The sequence below is a fragment of the Pseudomonas sp. Teo4 genome (assembly GCF_034387475.1).
GTDB lineage: Bacteria > Pseudomonadota > Gammaproteobacteria > Pseudomonadales > Pseudomonadaceae > Aquipseudomonas.
In genome coordinates this window covers 1-17,443 of the sequence record NZ_JAXCIL010000001.1, presented here as the reverse complement: position 1 = coordinate 17,443, position 17,443 = coordinate 1, and the positions used below count along the sequence as shown (strand labels likewise).

Annotated in this window: 17 protein-coding genes; 11 read left to right on the top strand and 6 right to left on the bottom strand. The window is 62.6% G+C overall.

The window, feature by feature from the left end; translation table 11 throughout:
• Positions 1–105: 105 nt before the first annotated feature.
• The 3 genes from PspTeo4_RS00085 (at position 106) to PspTeo4_RS00075 (ending at position 3,929) form a co-directional block, all read left to right on the top strand.
• Positions 106–1,395, top strand: a complete 1,290-nt coding sequence (locus tag PspTeo4_RS00085) for a M18 family aminopeptidase (protein WP_322361805.1) — start codon at positions 106–108, stop codon at positions 1,393–1,395.
• 186 nt (positions 1,396–1,581) lie between these two features.
• Positions 1,582–1,749, top strand: a complete 168-nt coding sequence (locus tag PspTeo4_RS00080) for a hypothetical protein (protein ID WP_322361804.1) — start codon at positions 1,582–1,584, stop codon at positions 1,747–1,749.
• A gap of 44 nt (positions 1,750–1,793) precedes the next feature.
• Complete coding sequence (locus PspTeo4_RS00075; RefSeq protein ID WP_322361803.1) at positions 1,794–3,929, top strand: mechanosensitive ion channel family protein; 2,136 nt, start codon at positions 1,794–1,796, stop codon at positions 3,927–3,929.
• 138 nt (positions 3,930–4,067) lie between these two features.
• Here the strand turns inward: PspTeo4_RS00075 and phnR are convergent, their stop codons facing one another.
• Positions 4,068–4,781: a phosphonate utilization transcriptional regulator PhnR gene (gene phnR / locus PspTeo4_RS00070; RefSeq protein WP_322361802.1), complete on the bottom strand. Its 714-nt coding sequence runs from the start codon at positions 4,779–4,781 to the stop codon at positions 4,068–4,070.
• A 328-nt stretch (positions 4,782–5,109) separates the two neighbouring features.
• Here phnR and PspTeo4_RS00065 point away from each other — a divergent pair, with 328 nt between their 5' ends.
• From PspTeo4_RS00065 to PspTeo4_RS00040, 6 genes are all read left to right on the top strand, one after another.
• A complete protein-coding gene (locus PspTeo4_RS00065) occupies positions 5,110–6,168 on the top strand; it encodes an ABC transporter substrate-binding protein (RefSeq protein WP_322361801.1) in 1,059 nt (352 codons plus the stop codon).
• A gap of 128 nt (positions 6,169–6,296) precedes the next feature.
• A complete protein-coding gene (locus PspTeo4_RS00060) occupies positions 6,297–7,103 on the top strand; it encodes an alkaline phosphatase family protein (protein WP_322361800.1) in 807 nt (268 codons plus the stop codon).
• Positions 7,100–7,951, top strand: coding sequence for an ABC transporter permease subunit (locus PspTeo4_RS00055; protein WP_322361799.1), 852 nt, complete (start codon positions 7,100–7,102; stop codon positions 7,949–7,951). Before PspTeo4_RS00060 ends, PspTeo4_RS00055 begins: the two co-directional genes overlap by 4 nt.
• Positions 7,941–8,735: an ABC transporter permease gene (locus PspTeo4_RS00050; RefSeq protein ID WP_322361798.1), complete on the top strand. Its 795-nt coding sequence runs from the start codon at positions 7,941–7,943 to the stop codon at positions 8,733–8,735. Before PspTeo4_RS00055 ends, PspTeo4_RS00050 begins: the two co-directional genes overlap by 11 nt.
• 1 nt (position 8,736) lies before the next feature.
• Positions 8,737–9,726, top strand: coding sequence for an ABC transporter ATP-binding protein (locus PspTeo4_RS00045; protein ID WP_322361797.1), 990 nt, complete (start codon positions 8,737–8,739; stop codon positions 9,724–9,726).
• Positions 9,727–9,738: 12 nt separating this feature from the next.
• The gene (locus PspTeo4_RS00040) at positions 9,739–10,392 is read left to right on the top strand and encodes an HAD family hydrolase (RefSeq protein WP_322361796.1); all 654 of its coding nucleotides are present in this window, start codon (positions 9,739–9,741) and stop codon (positions 10,390–10,392) included.
• Positions 10,393–10,514: 122 nt separating this feature from the next.
• Here PspTeo4_RS00040 and PspTeo4_RS00035 read toward each other — a convergent pair whose 3' ends face one another.
• Positions 10,515–11,477 (bottom strand): NAD(P)H-quinone oxidoreductase, encoded by a 963-nt coding sequence (locus PspTeo4_RS00035; protein ID WP_322361795.1) that lies wholly within the window; start codon positions 11,475–11,477, stop codon positions 10,515–10,517.
• A 143-nt stretch (positions 11,478–11,620) separates the two neighbouring features.
• Here PspTeo4_RS00035 and PspTeo4_RS00030 point away from each other — a divergent pair, with 143 nt between their 5' ends.
• Complete coding sequence (locus tag PspTeo4_RS00030; protein WP_322361794.1) at positions 11,621–13,702, top strand: carboxy terminal-processing peptidase; 2,082 nt, start codon at positions 11,621–11,623, stop codon at positions 13,700–13,702.
• Between the two features lie 118 nt (positions 13,703–13,820).
• Positions 13,821–14,783 carry an EAL domain-containing protein gene (locus tag PspTeo4_RS00025; protein ID WP_322361793.1) on the top strand — a complete coding sequence of 321 codons (963 nt, stop codon included), beginning with the start codon at positions 13,821–13,823 and terminating at the stop codon, positions 14,781–14,783.
• Positions 14,784–14,903: 120 nt separating this feature from the next.
• Here the strand turns inward: PspTeo4_RS00025 and PspTeo4_RS00020 are convergent, their stop codons facing one another.
• The 4 genes from PspTeo4_RS00020 to PspTeo4_RS00005 form a co-directional block, all read right to left on the bottom strand.
• On the bottom strand, positions 14,904–15,272 hold the full coding sequence (locus PspTeo4_RS00020; protein ID WP_322361792.1) for a hypothetical protein: 369 nt from the start codon (positions 15,270–15,272) through the stop codon (positions 14,904–14,906).
• Complete coding sequence (locus tag PspTeo4_RS00015) at positions 15,269–15,607, bottom strand: helix-turn-helix transcriptional regulator (RefSeq protein ID WP_322361791.1); 339 nt, start codon at positions 15,605–15,607, stop codon at positions 15,269–15,271. The genes PspTeo4_RS00020 and PspTeo4_RS00015 overlap by 4 nt, the downstream gene beginning before the upstream one ends.
• 101 nt (positions 15,608–15,708) lie before the next feature.
• Positions 15,709–16,149, bottom strand: coding sequence for a YkvA family protein (locus PspTeo4_RS00010; protein ID WP_322361790.1), 441 nt, complete (start codon positions 16,147–16,149; stop codon positions 15,709–15,711).
• 273 nt (positions 16,150–16,422) lie between these two features.
• Positions 16,423–17,169, bottom strand: coding sequence for an FKBP-type peptidyl-prolyl cis-trans isomerase (locus tag PspTeo4_RS00005; protein WP_322361789.1), 747 nt, complete (start codon positions 17,167–17,169; stop codon positions 16,423–16,425).
• Between the last annotated feature and the right edge of the window lie 274 nt (positions 17,170–17,443).

Below are 17,443 nucleotides of genomic sequence, written 5' to 3'. Positions count from 1 at the left end.
CAAAGGCTGTGCAGTACCTGTGGGAGCGGCTTTAGCCGCGAAGAGGCCGACACAATTTGTCGACTTAATAAGCTAAACTCGCGCCACTGCTGTCTGGAGTGAGCTATGCGCGATGCACTGAATACCGGCCTGATCGAATTCCTCAAGGCCTCCCCGACGCCCTTCCACGCCACCGCCAGCCTGGCCCAGCGCCTCGAGGCTGCCGGTTACCAGCGCCTGGACGAGCGCGACAGCTGGGCCACCGTGCCTGGTGGTCGCTACTACGTAACCCGCAACGACTCCTCGATCATCGCCATCAAGCTGGGCAAGCAATCGCCGCTGCTGGGCGGTATCCGCATGGTCGGTGCCCATACCGACAGCCCCTGCCTGCGGGTCAAGCCGCAGCCCGAGCTGCAACGCCAGGGTTTCCTGCAACTGGGCGTCGAAGTGTACGGCGGCGCCCTGCTGGCCCCGTGGTTCGACCGCGACCTGTCGCTGGCCGGCCGGGTCACCTTCCGTCGTGACGGCAAGGTCGAGAGCCAGATGATCGACTTCAAGCTGCCGATCGCGATCATCCCCAACCTGGCGATCCACCTGAACCGTACCGCCAACGAAGGCTGGGCGATCAACCCGCAGAACGAACTGCCGCCGATTCTGGCGCAGGTGGCGGGCGACGAGCGCATCGACTTCCGCGCCCTGCTCACCGAACAGCTGGCCCGTGAGCACGACCTCAACGCAGACGTGGTGCTGGATTACGAACTGAGCTTCTACGACACCCAGGACGCCGCGCTGATCGGCCTGAACGGCGACTTCATCGCTGGTGCCCGCCTGGACAACCTGCTGTCGTGCTACGCCGGCCTGCAGGCGCTGCTGACCGCCGACAGTGACGAAACCTGTGTGCTGGTGTGCAACGACCATGAGGAAGTCGGTTCATGCTCGGCCTGCGGCGCCGACGGCCCGATGCTCGAGCAGACCCTGCAACGCCTGCTGCCCGAGGGCGACGACTATGTGCGCACCATCCAGCGCTCGCTGATGGTCTCGGCCGACAACGCCCACGGCGTACACCCCAACTACGCCGACAAGCACGACGGCAACCACGGCCCGAAACTCAATGCCGGGCCGGTGATCAAGGTCAACAACAACCAGCGCTACGCCACCAACAGCGAAACCGCCGGGTTCTTCCGCCACCTGTGCATGGCCGAGGAAGTGCCGGTGCAGAGCTTCGTGGTGCGCAGCGACATGGGCTGTGGCTCGACCATCGGCCCGATCACCGCCAGCCACCTGGGCGTGCGCACGGTCGACATTGGCCTGCCGACCTTCGCCATGCACTCGATCCGCGAGCTGTGCGGCAGCCATGACCTGGCGCACCTGGTGAAAGTGCTGACGGCGTTCTACCGCAGCCGCGAATTGCCTTGATGCAAGCAGGTCCGGCCTTATCGCCGGCAAGCCGGCTTCCACAGGTACTGCAGTGATCTCAGGATCGTCGCGGCCCATGTGGGAGCCGGCTTGCCGGCGATAAGGCCGGACCTGCTCAAGATCAAGCCCTTCCCCGCTCGACCCGCTATGCTTCAGACATGCCCCAAAGCACAAGGATTGCTGTCCATGTCCCCCTTCTTGTCCCTGTTCATCCCCGTCTTCCTGTTCCTGATGCTGCTGACCATCGGCTTCAGCCTGCGTGATCGCAACGTCGGCGTGCTGATGATGTGGATCGGCACCCTGGGCATCTTCGGCCTCACCTGCTGGAAGATCCTGGAGCAACTGCCGTCATAAACCTCTACACTCGGTCAATCGTTTGACCTGAGGTAGATTTACCGGTGCCTGCCCTCCTGCGTTGCCTGACCCTTCTGCTGCTTCTGTTCATCACCCCGGTCCAGGCTGCGGGCCTCCCCGGCTTGCTGGGTTCGAGCGCACCGGCACAACCTGAAGCCAGCGAACCACTGGGCAAGTCGCTGGACGAGGTGATCAAGAACCTTGAGAACGACCAGCAACGCGCCAAGCTGCTGGCCGACCTGAAGAAGCTGCGCGATGCCACCAAGCAGTCGCAACCCACCGTGGAACAGGGGGTGCTCGGGCTGATCGGCGGTGCGCTGCATGACCTGGAAAAGCAATTCAGCGGCGATGCCAGCCCGTTCAACCGCTGGTCCCAGGAAATCGAGCAAGCCCAGACCGAACTCAGCGCACTGATGGTTCCGGTGCACCAATGGCCAGCGATTCTGTTCGGCTTTGCCGCCGTCATCGCGGTCTGGAGCTTGCTGGCCTATGCCTTCAACTGGGTCGGCCACCGGGTTCGAGTGCGCTTCGGGCTGACCGAGGAACTGCCCCAGCATCCTCGCACCTGGGACCTGGTGCGGTTTGCCCTGCGCAAGCTGGGGCCGTGGCTGGTAGCGCTGGTCTTCACCGTGTACCTGAGCTTCGCCCTGCCCCCTTCGCTGGGCAAGTCGCTGGCCATGGTCCTGGCCTACGCACTGGTGGTGGGTACTTGCTTCTCGGCCATCTGCGTCATCGCCTTCTCGTTGCTCGATGGCCCGCATCGCCACCGCGCGCTGCACATCCTGCGCCACCAGGCGTTTCGCCCGCTATGGCTGATCGGCAGCTTCGCCGCGTTCGGCGAGGCGATGAGTGACCCACGCATGACCGCGGCCCTGGGCGGCCACCTGGCCCATACCCTGGCGACCCTGGCCAACGTCGTCGCTGCGGTGTGCACCGGGCTGTTCATTCTGCGCTTCCGCCGCCCGATCGCGCATTTGATCCGCAACCAGCCGTTGTCGCGGCGCCTGACCCGACGCACGTTGAGCGACACCATCGAGATCCTCGGCAGCTTCTGGTACCTGCCAGCGCTGATCCTGGTGGCCATCTCACTGTTCGCCACCTTCGTCTCGGCCGGTGATACCAGCACCGCCTTGCGCCAGTCGCTGATGTGCACTGTGCTGGTGGTGGTCTGCATGGTGCTCAACGGCCTGGTGCGCCGTCACGCAGCCAACCCGAAACGCGCCAACAAGCGCCAGGCGGTATACACCGAGCGCCTGCGCAACTTCGGCTATGCGCTAGTGCACCTGTTCATCTGGCTGGCGTTCATCGAACTGGGCCTGCGCGTGTGGGGCCTGTCGATGATCGGTTTCGCCGAGGGCGAAGGCCATGAGGTGAGCCTGCGCCTGCTGGGCCTGGCCGGCACCCTGATTGCCGCCTGGCTGGTGTGGATTCTGGCCGACACCGCCGTGCACCACGCACTGGTCCGCTCGCGCCGGGGCCTGGCCAACGCCCGTGCGCAGACCATGATGCCGCTGATCCGCAACGTGATGTTCGTGGCCATTTTCATCATCGCGGTGATCGTGGCCCTGGCCAACATGGGCATGAACGTCACCCCGCTGCTGGCCGGTGCCGGTGTGATCGGCCTGGCCATCGGTTTTGGTGCGCAGTCGCTGGTGGCCGACCTGATCACCGGGTTGTTCATCATCATCGAGGACTCGCTGGCCATCGACGACTACGTGGACGTCGGCGGGCACCTGGGCACCGTGGAAGGCCTGACCATCCGCACCGTGCGCCTGCGCGACATCGACGGCATCGTGCACACCATTCCGTTCAGTGAAATCAAGAGCATCAAGAACTACTCGCGTGAGTTCGGCTATGCGATTTTCCGCGTGGCGATTCCCCACAGCATGAATATCGACCAGGCCATCACCCTCATCCGCGAGGTGGGTCAGAAGCTGCGCAACGACCCGCTGATGCGCCGCAACATCTGGTCACCGCTGGAGTTGCAGGGGGTAGAAAGCTTTGAGTCGGGCTCGGCGATTCTACGGGCGCGGTTCAAGACTGCGCCGATCAAGCAATGGGAAGTGTCGCGGGCGTTCAACCTAGCGTTGAAGCGGCAACTGGATGAGGCGGGGCTGGACCTGGCGACGCCGCGGTTGTCGGTGCAGGTGGTGACGGCCGGCGGCGGGGCTGCTTCCTAGGGGCGCTTTGCGCCCCATCGCAGGCTTCGCCAGCTCCCACGAAGTAGGCAGACTCCAAGGGTTGGATTTGTGTCCAACTTTTTTGGGGAGTTTTCCGTGGGAGCTGGCGAAGCCTGCGATGGGGCGCGAAGCGGCCCCCTACCCCGCCTGCGCCCGGATACGAATCGCATCATGGCGCCAATACTCCAGGTCGCAGTCGATCAGATGCCCATGCTGGTCGCTGTTGACCCGGGTGATATGCAACCCCGGGCTACCCGCCGACACCTTCAGGGCACTGGCCGCGTCCGCCGGCAGCGCCGTCGGCAGGATCTCGAAACACACCTGGCCATAACGAATGCCATAAACCCGGGCGTAGATCTCAGTCAGTGACTGCGCCAGGTCCTGCTCGAGAATGTCCGGAAAATACTTCGGGTTGAGGTAGTGCTCGGCATACAGCACCGCACGCCCATCGATACGCCGCAAACGGCAGATACGCACCACACTGGACAATGCAGGCAAACGCAGACGGGCGCAGATGGCCGCCGAGGCTGGCTGCAAGCGTGCCGACAGCAGCTCGGTGCTCGGCAGTCGGCCCTGGTCTCGCACCATGGCGTGGAAGTGGCTGCGTTCGATCAGGTCGTAGGTCAGGCGCTCCGGCGCCACGAACCAGCCCCGCCGTTCCTCCCGGTAGATCAAACCCTGGGCCTCGAGCTGCACCAGCGCCTCACGCAGGGTGATGCGCGTGGTATCGAACACTTCACTGAGCTTGCGTTCTGCTGGCAGCTTGCCACCCGGCGCCAGCAGGCCGTGCTCGATCTGCTCCTGCAGGGCGTGGCAGATGGCTGTTACCGCTCTCGGTGGCGTCGACTGCATCAAAGGTTACCTATCTGGACTAGTCCAGCCCCATAACAGGGCATCTGGAGAATAGTGCAAGCCTAGGCAGGGCTGATGAACATCCTGTGACAAAGGCTTTGGCCGTGTGCTGCCAGATCCGGGCCAAGCCAGCAAATTCAGGGGCGCCATGTGGTCTACGCTGTACTTCCAGGAAGCCGCTCCGCCCGACCAAGGCCTTCCCCTACATCAAACTGTCACGCAAGCGGCCTACCTTGGCTCAAGGTTTGCTGACCTAGACCAACAGTTCCCAAGCACAGGTTTCATTCATAACAACGATCGCTTAAGGCACCCACCCAAGGAGCTTCGGATGAAAAAGTTCTTCATGGCGTCACTGCTCGGTTCGGCCATCGCTTTGTGCACCTCGGCCATGGCCGCGGACCTCAAGGCCCTGGAAGAGGCCGCCCGCAAGGAAGGCACCGTCAACAGCGTGGGCATGCCCGATGCCTGGGCCAACTGGAAAGGCACCTGGGAAGACCTGGCCAGCAAGTACGGCCTCAAGCACAGTGACACCGACATGAGCTCGGCCCAGGAAATCGCCAAGTTCGAAGCCGAGAAGGACAACGCCAGTGCCGACATTGGCGACGTGGGTGCCGCCTTCGGCCCGATTGCTGCGGCCAAGGGCGTGACTCAGCCGTACAAGCCAAGCACCTGGGACCAGGTACCGGAGTGGGCCAAGGACAAGGACGGCCACTGGGCCCTGGCCTATACCGGCACCATCGCGTTCATCATCAACAAGGACCTGGTGAAGGAGGGCGAACGGCCAAGCTCCTGGCATGACCTGGAAAAAGGCAAGTACAAGGTCGCCATCGGTGACGTCGGCACCGCCGCCCAGGCCGCCAACGGCGTGCTGGCTGCGGCCATCGCCTACAAGGGCGATGAGAGCAACCTGGCTCCTGGCCTGCAGTTGTTCACCAAACTGGCCCAGCAAAAGCGCCTGTCGCTGGCCAACCCGACCATCCAGACCCTGGAAAAGGGCGAGGTGGAAGTCGGCGTGGTATGGGACTTCAATGGTTTGAGCTACCGCGAGCAGATCGACCCCAAGCGTTTCGACGTGCTGATTCCGTCCGACGGGTCGGTGATTTCCGGCTACACCACGGTCATCAACAAATACGCCAAGAACCCGAACGCCGCGAAGCTTGCGCGTGAATACATCTTCAGCGATGCCGGGCAGATCAACCTGGCCAAGGGGCATGCCCGGCCGATTCGTGCCGAGCACCTGAAGCTGCCGGAGGACGTGCAGGCCAAGTTGCTGCCTAATGAACAGTACAAGGCTGCCCAACCGATCAAGAATGCCGAGGCATGGGAAGCTACCTCGAAGCAACTGCCGCAGATGTGGCAGGAGCAAGTGATTATCGAGATGGAATAAAGGGCGGGTTTCTTTAGCGCCTGAACCGGCCTCATCGCCGGCAAGCCGACTCCCACAGGGGTCGCCATTATCCCTGTGGGAGCTGGCTTGCCGGCGATGAGGCCAACCCGGTAATGATTGGAGCAATCATGCAACACAACGTCATCCTGGTCCTGCTCGACGGTCTCAACCATCAGGTGGCCCACCATGCCATGGGCCATCTGCACGCCTACGTCGAAGCCGACCGCGCCGCGCTGTACCGCGTGGAATGCGAACTGCCCTCGCTGTCGCGCCCGTTGTACGAGTGCATTCTCACCGGTGTGCCGCCGATCGAAAGCGGCATCGTGCACAACAACGTCAACCGCCTTTCCAACCAGCGCAGCGTGTTCCACTACGCCCGCGAGGCCGGCCTGGGCACTGCTGCAGCGGCCTACCACTGGATGAGCGAGCTGTACAACCGCTCGCCGTTCGACCCGCTGCGCGACCGCCATACCCATGCGCCGAAGCTGCCGATCCAGCACGGCCTGTTCTACTGGGCCGACCATTACCCTGACTCACACCTGCTGGCCGACGCCGAATACCTGCGCCGCCGCCATGCGCCGAACTTCCTGCTGGTGCACCCGATGAACATCGACGACACCGGCCACCGCCATGGCCTGGACAGCAGCCAGTACCGCAACGCCGCTCGCTCGGCCGATATCCTCTTGGCCGACTACCTGCCACGCTGGCTCGAAGAGGGTTACCAGGTGCTGGTCACCGCCGACCACGGCATGAACAACGACCGCTCGCACAATGGCCTGCTGGCCGAGGAACGTGAGGTGCCGTTGTTCGTGTTCGGCGAAGCCTTCAGCCTCGACCCTGCGGCCAAGCCGCTGCAGACCGAGCTGTGCGGGACCATTTGCGAGTTGTTGGGCGCGCCCCACGACAAGACCGTGTGCCGGGAGCTGCTCAAGTGACTACACCCAAGAGCAGCAGCCACCGCGGCCGCTACCTGGCCCTGCTCTGCCTGCTGCCGTTCGCCGCGTTCTTCATCGTGTTCCAGATCGCCCCGCTGGCCTGGGTCGCCCTCAACAGCGTGCAATCGGACGCGGGCTGGGGGCTGGAAAACTTCAGCAAGGTGTTCGCTTCGAAGTTCTACCTGCAGGCACTGCAGCGCAGCCTGGAGATCAGCTTCTGGTCGAGCCTGTTCGGCATCCTGATCGCCACTCTCGGCGCCTACTCGCTGCGTCAGGTGGACTCACGCCTGCGCGACTTCGTCAGCGCGTTCGCCAACATGACCAGCAACTTCGCCGGGGTGCCACTGGCCTTTGCCTTCATCATTCTGCTCGGCTTCAATGGTGCGCTGACCCTGCTGCTTAAACAGGTCGGGCTGCTGGAGGATTTCAGCATCTACTCCAAGACCGGCCTGATTCTGGTGTACACCTACTTCCAGATCCCCCTCGGCGTACTGCTGCTCTACCCCGCCTTCGACGCCCTGCGCGAAGACTGGCGCGAATCAGCTGCGCTGCTCGGCGCCAACCACTGGCAATACTGGCGGCACATTGGCCTGCCGGTGCTGACCCCGGCCCTGCTGGGTACCTTCGTCATCCTGCTGGCCAACGCCCTGGGCGCCTACGCCACGGTCTACGCCCTGACCACCGGCAACTTCAACGTGCTGCCGATCCGCATCGCGGCCCTGGTAGCAGGCGACATCACCCTCGACCCGAACCTGGCCAGCGCCCTGGCGATGGTGCTGGTGGGGCTGATGACCCTGGTGACCGTGGTTCATCAATGGCTGCTGAAGAGGAGCTACCATGCGCGCTGAAACTGCCCGCGGCAGCCTCTACCACCGCGTGGTGGTGTACCTGCTGTTTCTCATTCTGCTGCTGCCGCTGGCTGGCACCCTGCTCTATTCCCTGGCCACCAGTTGGTCGGCCAGCCTGCTACCCAGCGGCCTGACCTTGAAATGGTACGTGGCACTGTGGAGCGAACCGCGCTTCCTGGCAGCCTTCGGCCAATCGCTGCTGGTGTGCATCGGCGCTCTGGTGCTGTCGGTGGTGCTGATTCTGCCGCTGCTGTTCGTGGTGCATTACCACTTCCCCAAACTCGACGCGCTGATGAACATTCTCATCCTGCTGCCGTTCGCGGTACCGCCGGTGGTGTCCTCGGTGGGGCTGCTGCAACTGTACGGCAGCGGGCCGATGGCGATGGTCGGCACGCCGTGGATCCTGATCGGCTGCTACTTGACCATCGCCCTGCCCTTCATGTACCGCGCCATCACCAACAACTTGCAGGCGATCAACCTGCGCGACCTGATGGACGCCGCGCAACTGCTGGGGGCCAGTACCTGGCAGGCGGCGTTCATGGTGGTGCTGCCAAACCTGCGCAAAGGCCTGATGGTGGCGCTGCTGCTGTCGTTCTCGTTCCTGTTCGGCGAATTCGTGTTCGCCAACCTGCTGGTTGGCACCCGCTACGAGACCCTGCAGGTGTACCTGAACAACATGCGCAACAGCAGCGGCCACTTCAACAGCGCACTGGTGATCTCGTACTTCGCCTTCGTGCTGGTGCTGACCTGGGTCGCCAACCGCTTGAACAAGGACAAAACCTGACATGAGCTTCGTCAGCGTACAGAAACTGCACAAAAGCTATGCCGGCAGCCCGGTGTTCCACGATATCGACTGCCAGATCGAACGCGGCGAGTTCGTCACCCTGCTCGGCCCGTCCGGCTGTGGTAAATCCACCCTGCTGCGCTGCATCGCCGGGCTGACCCCGGTGGACAGCGGCAAGATCCTGCTCGATGGCCAGGACCTGGTGCCACTGAGCCCGCAAAAACGCGGGATCGGCATGGTGTTCCAGAGCTATGCGCTGTTCCCCAACATGACCGTGGAGCAGAACGTCGCCTTCGGCCTGCGCATCCAGAAGGTCCGAACCGAAGAAAGCCAGGCGCGGGTACGCGAGGCCCTGGAGCTGGTCGAGCTAGGCAATTTCGCCGGGCGCTACCCGCACCAGCTGTCCGGCGGCCAGTGCCAGCGTGTGGCCCTGGCCCGCTCGCTGGTGACCCGGCCACGCCTGTTGCTGCTGGACGAACCGCTGTCGGCGCTGGATGCGCGCATCCGCAAGCACCTGCGCGAGCAGATTCGCGCCATTCAGCGGGAACTGGGGCTGACGACGATTTTCGTCACCCACGATCAGGAAGAAGCGCTGACAATGTCTGACCGCATCTTCCTGATGAACCAGGGGCGCATCGTCCAGAGCGGCGATGCCGAAACCCTCTACACCGCACCGGTAGACCTGTTCGCCGCCGGCTTCATCGGCAACTACAACCTGCTGGACGCCGACAGTGCCAGCCGCCTGCTGCAACGCCCGGTGAACAGCCGCCTGGCGATTCGCCCGGAGTCGATCACCCTGGGCGTCAATGGTGAGCTCGACGGCGAAGTACGCAGCCACAGCCTGCTGGGCAATGTGATTCGCTACCGCGTGCGGATACGCGATGTGGAGCTGGTAGTAGACGTGCTCAATCGCTCGTCGGCAGACCTGCACGCCGACGGCCAGCGGGTATCGTTGTCGATCGACCCCACCGCGCTGCGCGAAGTGGCCTAGGAGATAAGCGAAATGGCATTGGCAATTTTCGATCTGGACGAAACCCTCATCCACGGCGACTGTGCATCGTTGTGGAGCGAGCAGATGGCCCGGCTGGGCTGGGTCGATGGCAAGGCTTTCCTGCGCCGCGACCATGAACTGATGGAGGCCTATGGCAAAGGCCACCTGGCGATGGAGGACTACATGGCGTTCAGCCTGGAGCCGATTGCCGGGCGCACCCTGGAAGAGGTCGAACACCTGGTCGAGCCGTGGGTCGAGGACGTGATCGAGCCGATCATCTTTGGCGATGCCTGCCGCTGCATCGCCGAGCACCGCAAGCGCGGTGACCGGATTCTGATCATCTCCGCCTCGGGTACCCATCTGGTCGGGCCGATTGCGGCGCGCCTCGGCGTGGACGAATACCTGGCGATCGAGCTGGAAGCGGTGAACGGGGTGTATACCGGCAAGACCCATGGGGTGCTGACCTACCGCGAGGGCAAGATCACGCGGCTGCTGGAGTGGCTGGACCAGGAACAGGAGAATCTGGAAGGGGCGAGTTTCTATTCCGATTCACGCAACGACCTGCCGTTGTTGCTGAAGGTGGACTTCCCGCATGTGGTCAACCCGGATTCGGTGTTGCGTGAACATGCCGAGATCAATGGCTGGCCTATTTTGAGCTGGAGCTGAAGTTTCATGTTGATTGTTCCGGCCTAATCGCCGGCAAGCCGGCTCCCACATGTACCGCAACAATCTTGAGATCACTGCATCACCTGTGGGAGCCGGCTTGCCGGCGATGAGGCCGTAATGGGTTACACCAGCTTCGGATCGATCACCATCACCAGCTTGCCCGACACCTGGTTGCTCTCAAGCTCGGCATACGCCGCCTGGGCAAACTCCACCGGGTAGGTATCGACCAGTTGCGGCGACAACCGCCCTTCGGCAAACAGCGGCCACACCTGCTGCTGCAGCTCGCGCAGCAACTCACCCTTGAAGCTGTCGTCACGGTTGCGCAGCGTGGAACCGGTGACCTGCAGGCGCTTGCCCAGCACCAGGGCCAGATCCAGCTCGACCTTGCGCCCGCCCATCAAACCGATGATCACCCAACGGCCGTCACGGGCCAGCAGCTTGAGGTTCAACTGCCCATAACTGGCGCCCACCGGGTCGAGAATCACATCGAACGGCCCGAAACCTTCCAGCTCATCCAGGTTCTCGTTCCGCACCACGCCGCCAGCGGCGCCCAGCGCCACGCAATAGGCCAGGCGGTCCTGCGAGCCGACACTGACCCAGACAGGGTTGCCGAAGGCCTTGCCCAGCTGAATGGCCGCCGAGCCCACACCACTGGCCCCCGCATGCACCAGCACTTTCTCGCCGGCCTTGACGCCACCCAGCTGGAAGATATTCAGCCAGGCCGTGGCGTAGACCTCCGGAATCGCAGCCGCTTCCTGCAGGCTCAGGCCCTCAGGCACCGGCAGCACATGGCGGGCATCCACCACCACTTCCTCGGCCATCGCGCCACTGGCCAACAGCGCGCAGACCCGGTCACCCACGCGCCAGTCGGCGCCGGCGCCCACTTCCTCGATCACCCCGGCGCATTCCAGGCCCATATAAGGGCTGGCGCCTGGCGGTGGTGGATAAAGGCCCTTCATCTGCAACAGGTCGGCTCGATTCAGCCCGGCAGCCGCCACGCGAATACGTACCTGACCGGCGTCACAGGCCGGGCGCTCCGCCTCGACCCAGGCCACATGTCCGTCAACGCCTTGCAATGCCTTCACAGTGCCTCCATAGTTGAATCATATGACTGAGCCTGGGAACAGCACGTCCCAGGCTTTTTGCAGTATGCGTCCGGTTCTTAGGGAACCGGCAACGGAAAAGACGGCCTACTATGCGTGATCAATTGCCTCCACGTCGAATCAGCATGAAGCATTTCCTCCCAAGCACCGCCCTCGCCCTCATCGTTGGCCTGGGCAGCCTTACGCTCGGCGGCAATGCAACGGCCGCCAACAAGTGGGACAGCCTGCAGCCGGACCGCGACGAAATCGTTGCCAGCCTCAACGTGGTGGAGCTGCTCAAGCGCCACCATTACAGCAAACCTCCGCTGGACGATGCGCGCTCGGCCATCATCTATGACAGCTACATCAAGCTGCTCGACCCAGCGCGCAGCTACTTCACCGCTTCCGACATCGCCGAATTCGACAAATGGAAAACGCAATTCGACGATTTCCTCAAGAGCGGCAACCTCGACCCAGGCTTCACCATCTACAAGCGCTACCTGAACCGCGTGAAGCAGCGTCTGGACTTCGCCCTGGCCGAACTGGCCAAGGGTGTCGACAAGATGGACTTCACCGCCAACGAATCCTTGCTGGTCGACCGCAAGGACGCGCCGTGGCTGAAGAGCCAGGCTGAACTCGATGACCTGTGGCGCAAGCGTGTGAAAGACGAAGTGCTGCGCCAGAAGATTGCCGGCAAGGATCCCAAGCAGATCCAGGAAACCCTGACCAAGCGTTACAAGAACCAGCTGTCGCGCCTGGACCAGACCCGTGCCGAAGATATCTTCCAGGCCTACATCAACACCTTTGCCCAGTCCTACGACCCGCACACCAACTACCTGTCGCCGGATAACGCAGAGAACTTCGACATCAACATGAGCCTGTCGCTCGAAGGCATCGGTGCGGTGCTGCAAAGCGACAACGACCAGGTCAAGATCGTGCGCCTGGTACCGGCAGGCCCTGCCGCCAAGACCAAGCAGGTGGCCCCGGCCGACAAGATCATCGGTGTGGCCCAGGGCAACAAGGAAATGGTCGACGTGGTCGGCTGGCGCCTGGACGAAGTGGTCAAACTGATCCGTGGCCCGAAAGGCTCGGTGGTGCGCCTGGAAATCATCCCGGCCAGCAATGCGCCGAACGACCAGACCAGCAAGATCGTTTCGATCACCCGCGAGGCAGTCAAGCTCGAGGAGCAGGCAGCGAAGAAGTCGGTGCTCAAGCTCAAGCAGGACGGTCGTGACTACAAGCTCGGCATCATCGAGATCCCGGCGTTCTACCTGGACTTCAAGGCCTACCGCGCAGGCGACCCCGAGTACAAGAGCACCACGCGCGATGTGAAGAAACTGCTCACCGAACTGCAGAAAGAGAAAGTCGACGGCGTGGTCATCGACCTGCGCAACAACGGCGGTGGTTCGCTGCAGGAAGCCACCGAGCTGACCAGCCTGTTCATCGAGAAAGGCCCGACCGTGCTGGTGCGCAACAGCGACGGACGCGTCGACGTGCTCGAAGACGAGAACCCTGGCGCCTTCTACAAAGGCCCGCTGGCCCTGCTGGTCAACCGCCTGTCGGCCTCGGCCTCGGAGATTTTCGCCGGTGCCATGCAGGACTACCACCGTGCGCTGATCATCGGCGGCCAGACCTTCGGCAAAGGCACCGTGCAGACCATTCAGCCACTCAACCATGGCGAGCTGAAGCTGACCCTGGCCAAGTTCTACCGGGTTTCCGGGCAGAGCACCCAGCATCAGGGCGTACTGCCGGACATCGATTACCCGTCGATCATCGACACCAAGGAAATCGGCGAAAGCGCCCTGCCCGAAGCCATGCCGTGGGACACCATCCGCCCGGTGGTCAAACCTGCTGCCGACCCGTTCAAGCCGTTCCTGTCGCAGCTCAAGGCCCAGCATGAAGCGCGCAGCGCCAAGGATGCGGAGTTCACCTACATCCGTGACCGCCTGGCTCTGACCCAGAAGCTGATGAACGAGAAGACCGTCAGCCTCAACGAGCAGACACGCCGTGCCCGCCATGACGACATCGAGGGCAAGCAGCTGGCACTGGAGAACATCCGCCGCAAGGCCAAGGGTGAAGAACCACTCAAGGAGCTGAAGAAAGAGGACGAAGACGCACTGCCGGCCGAGGAAGAAGATACCAAGCCGGAAGATGACGCCTACCTGTCCGAGACCGGTCGCATCCTGCTCGACTACCTGAGCCTGAGCTCGGCGGTGGCCAAGCACTGAGGACGCGATTGGATGATGGCAGATTAATGTGACCTGTCATTAAACAGTCATCGGCTTGTCGTGAAATAGAAGGGCCGGGCGTGCAGACGCCCGGCCCTTTCATTTTCAGGAAACCGTCATGACCGTCGCCGAACAGCTCAGTGCCTTGAGCGCCATCCTGGCTCATCGCAGTATTCACAGTCTGTTCCAGCCGATCATCTGCCCCGAAGACGGACGCATTTTCGGTCACGAGGCCTTGAGCCGTGGCCCGTCCAACAGCCCGCTGCATTCGCCACTGAACCTGTTCACCATTGCCCGTCAGGCCGGCCGCCTGACCGAGCTGGAAGCGACGTGCCGGGAAAGTGCCTGCCGCCGCTTCAGCGAACAGAACCTTGAAGGCAAGTTGTTCCTGAACATCTCGCCAGAGTCGCTGCTTGAACCGCACTACCCGTCCGGCCGCACACTAAAGCTGCTGGAACAGGTGGGCCTGTCACCCAGCCGGGTGGTGATCGAGTTGACCGAGCAAACGCCCACCGATGACTTTCAGTTGCTGTTCAATGCGTTGCACCATTACCGCGACATGGGTTTTTCCATTGCCCTGGACGACCTTGGGGCCGGCTATTCGAGCCTGCGGCTGTGGTCGGAGCTGCGCCCTGACTACGTCAAGATCGACCGCCACTTCATCGACGGTATCCACTGCGACCCGCTCAAGCGCGAGTTCGTCGGCTCGATTCTGCAGATTGCTCGCGCGTCGAAGGCGCAGGTGATTGCCGAAGGTATCGAATTGGCCGAAGAGCTGGCGGTGCTGACAGAGATGGGGGTGGACCTGGTGCAAGGGTATCTGCTGGGGAGACCGCAGGAGCTGGGAATACGGGACAGTCTGTCGATGCCATTGCACGCCCGCCCAAGCGAACGCCCGAGCGTGAGCCTAAGTGCGACCGTTGGGCAAATGCTCGAAGCGTTCCGCCGCCAGGCTCACCTGGAGACGCTGACAGTGCTCGATGGCGATGGCAAGCCTTGTGGTGAGATCCATCGCGATGCGTTGTCAGTAACGGCCCCATCGCCGCGGTTCGTCGCCACGACAAGCCGGCTCCCACAGTGACTGCGATGACCTTGAGATCACCGCATTACCTGTAGGAGCAACTGTCTTGCTCAGTTTCTAACTAAGCTGCGCGATCCCTGTGGGAGCCGGCTTGCCGGCGATGAGGCCAGCACCAACACCTCAAGCCTCTTCTGGATACGCATACTCGAACACCCGCACCACCTCCGAAGCATGCCAGGAGGCCGCCTCCATGCCATCGACCGGCCCGGAAAACCGTCCCAGTCGTTCGACGCATTCAAAGAACCCGGTGCGTGGCAGGCGGCTCGCGCCCTGGCTGATCACCAGCGAGCTGCGCAGCGGCTGCTCGGCGCGGGCATCCAGCACGGCCAGGTATTCGAGTGCGGCGGTCAGCGTCTGCATGGCCGGGCTGGGCAACTGCAGGCGCTCGATCAGGGCGCGGTAGGTGAGCAGATGGCGTTGTCGTCGGGCCAGGTCAAGCTCGCACAGCAGGTTATCCCAATTCTGGCGGCTGATCCTGACCTGGCTCATGACGGTTCGCTCCAGCCAGCCACGCCCAGATGCCATGCCAGGGCGCGGCGGATCGCGGCGTCCGGTTGGCGCTCTCCCGACTCGATCATGGCCAGATACGCCGGGCTGACGCCGACATTACGGGCCAACTGCTCAGGCGCCAGGCCCTTGGCCTGACGTAACTGGGCAACTTCACTGAAATCCGGCAGCCTGGCGGCAGGTGCGTTGTCTTCGCTGGCCGCGACGCTGGCAACCGCGGGCGCCTGCCCGGCGGCCTTGAGCAGCGCCTGGTACTGCTCCCAAGGAACGACTGCGTACTCGGGCTGACCGTCCCGGCTGATAACCTGAATACCCATTACAACCCCCTCACGTAGGATTACGGCATGTAATCCGTAGGCATAATCCTTATGCCAATTATATTACCAAGCTTGGGAGTCTGTGCAGGTCAGGGTCGCTTTCAGTGCGTATTACGCTCAAGACGCAGCGCCTCCGGGGTGTCCGGCAAGCGTTCGACCACCCGCAGACGCTCGGGCGCCTGGCTGTCACGCCAGGCCTTGAAGCGCGCCAGCTCATCGGCCACGGTCTTGAGTACCCAGCCAAGTACGGCGATGTCATCGAGAAAACCCACGCCCAGCAGCCAGTCAGGAATGGCATCGATTGGGCTGACGAAGTACAGCAAGCCCGCCACAACGGTGACCAGGGCCTTGGGGCTGATGGCCCGGTACTCACCGCGCCACCAGGCCAGGCACAGCGCCTGCAACAACTTTACGTCTTCGCGTAACTGTCCCAGGCGCGGGCCTTTTCGAGCCACGGCGAACAGCAGTGCCGGCAAACGGCCACGACTCAGCAAACGTTCGGCCAGGGGCAGGAAACGGGCGAAATTCCAAGGTGCGCTCATGGAGCCTCCAACAGCGAAAGGGTTATCCACATTTATTGTGGATAACCTTGTGAACAGGGCGAAGTTTCCGACGTCAGGTGCCCATGAGGCAAGGGCGCCACTCAGATCGGCCGTTTTTTACACAGTCGTTTCAGATTCGCAAACGATTTGCGTCGGACGCCTCCTACATTGTCGCACTGCCTTTGCTCGGACCGTTCACGCGCCACGAGGTTCGCCCGGGCACAAACGAAAACGCCCCGTAAGGACGGGGCGTTGTTCGCAGCGCAAAGGCTATTACTTGGCAGGCTCTTCAGCCGGCGCTTCAGGCGCCTCGCCTTGTGGCTGGCTCTGGTCCTTGATGCCGAGCAGCTCCAGGTCGAACACCAGCACCGAGTTGGCCGGGATCAACGGGCTTGGGCTCTGGGCGCCATAGGCCAGCTCAGCCGGGATGAACAGCTTGTACTTCTCGCCGACGTGCATCAGTTGCAGGCCTTCGACCCAGCCTGGAATGACGCCGCTGACAGGCAGGTCGATCGGGCTGCCGCGCTCGACGGAGCTGTCGAACACCTTGCCGTCGATCAGCTTGCCTTCGTAGTGGACAGTGACCACGTCAGTTGGCTTGGGCTGTGGGCCGTCGGCCTTCTTGACCACTTCATACTGCAGGCCGGAAGCGGTAGTGACCACACCTGGCTTCTTGCCGTTTTCTTCGAGGAATTTCTTGCCGGCGGAGGCCGCTTCTTCGCTGGCCTTGGCCAGACGCTCTTCGGCACGCTTCTGCAGCGCGGTGAAGGCTTCTACCAGCTCTTCGTCCTTGATGCGCTGTTCTTTCTTGCTGACGGCGTCTTCGATGCCGAGGGCGACCGCTTTCGAATCAAGGTCTTCCATGCCTTCCTGAGCCAGGCTCTTGCCCATGTTCAGGCCGATACCGTAGGAGGCTTTCTGTGCCGGAGTTTTCAGCTCGGGAGTGCTGGCCTGCTGGTCGCAGCCAGCCAGTACCAGGCCTACCAGGGCAACCGCAGCCGCCAAACGATGCTGTTTCATGCTATTTCCTTGTTCATGCGCCATAGGGGCAATCAGGGTAAAGCCGCGAGCTTAGCAGGCGGCCATGACCAATGGCTACCGGCATAAGAGCGGGTTTCGCCTTGGAAGTTCAGTGATTAAAAACATCTTCATTCAAGGCAGGCGGTAAATGGCCAGTATTGACCCGTTGTGCCGGATTTGCCTGATTTTTGTGGCGATTTATTTCCCGTGGTTCTGAGGGTGGTTGACGTGGGATGTTTAGCGCCAGTGAGATCGAGCGCCGCCCGCGCGGCGC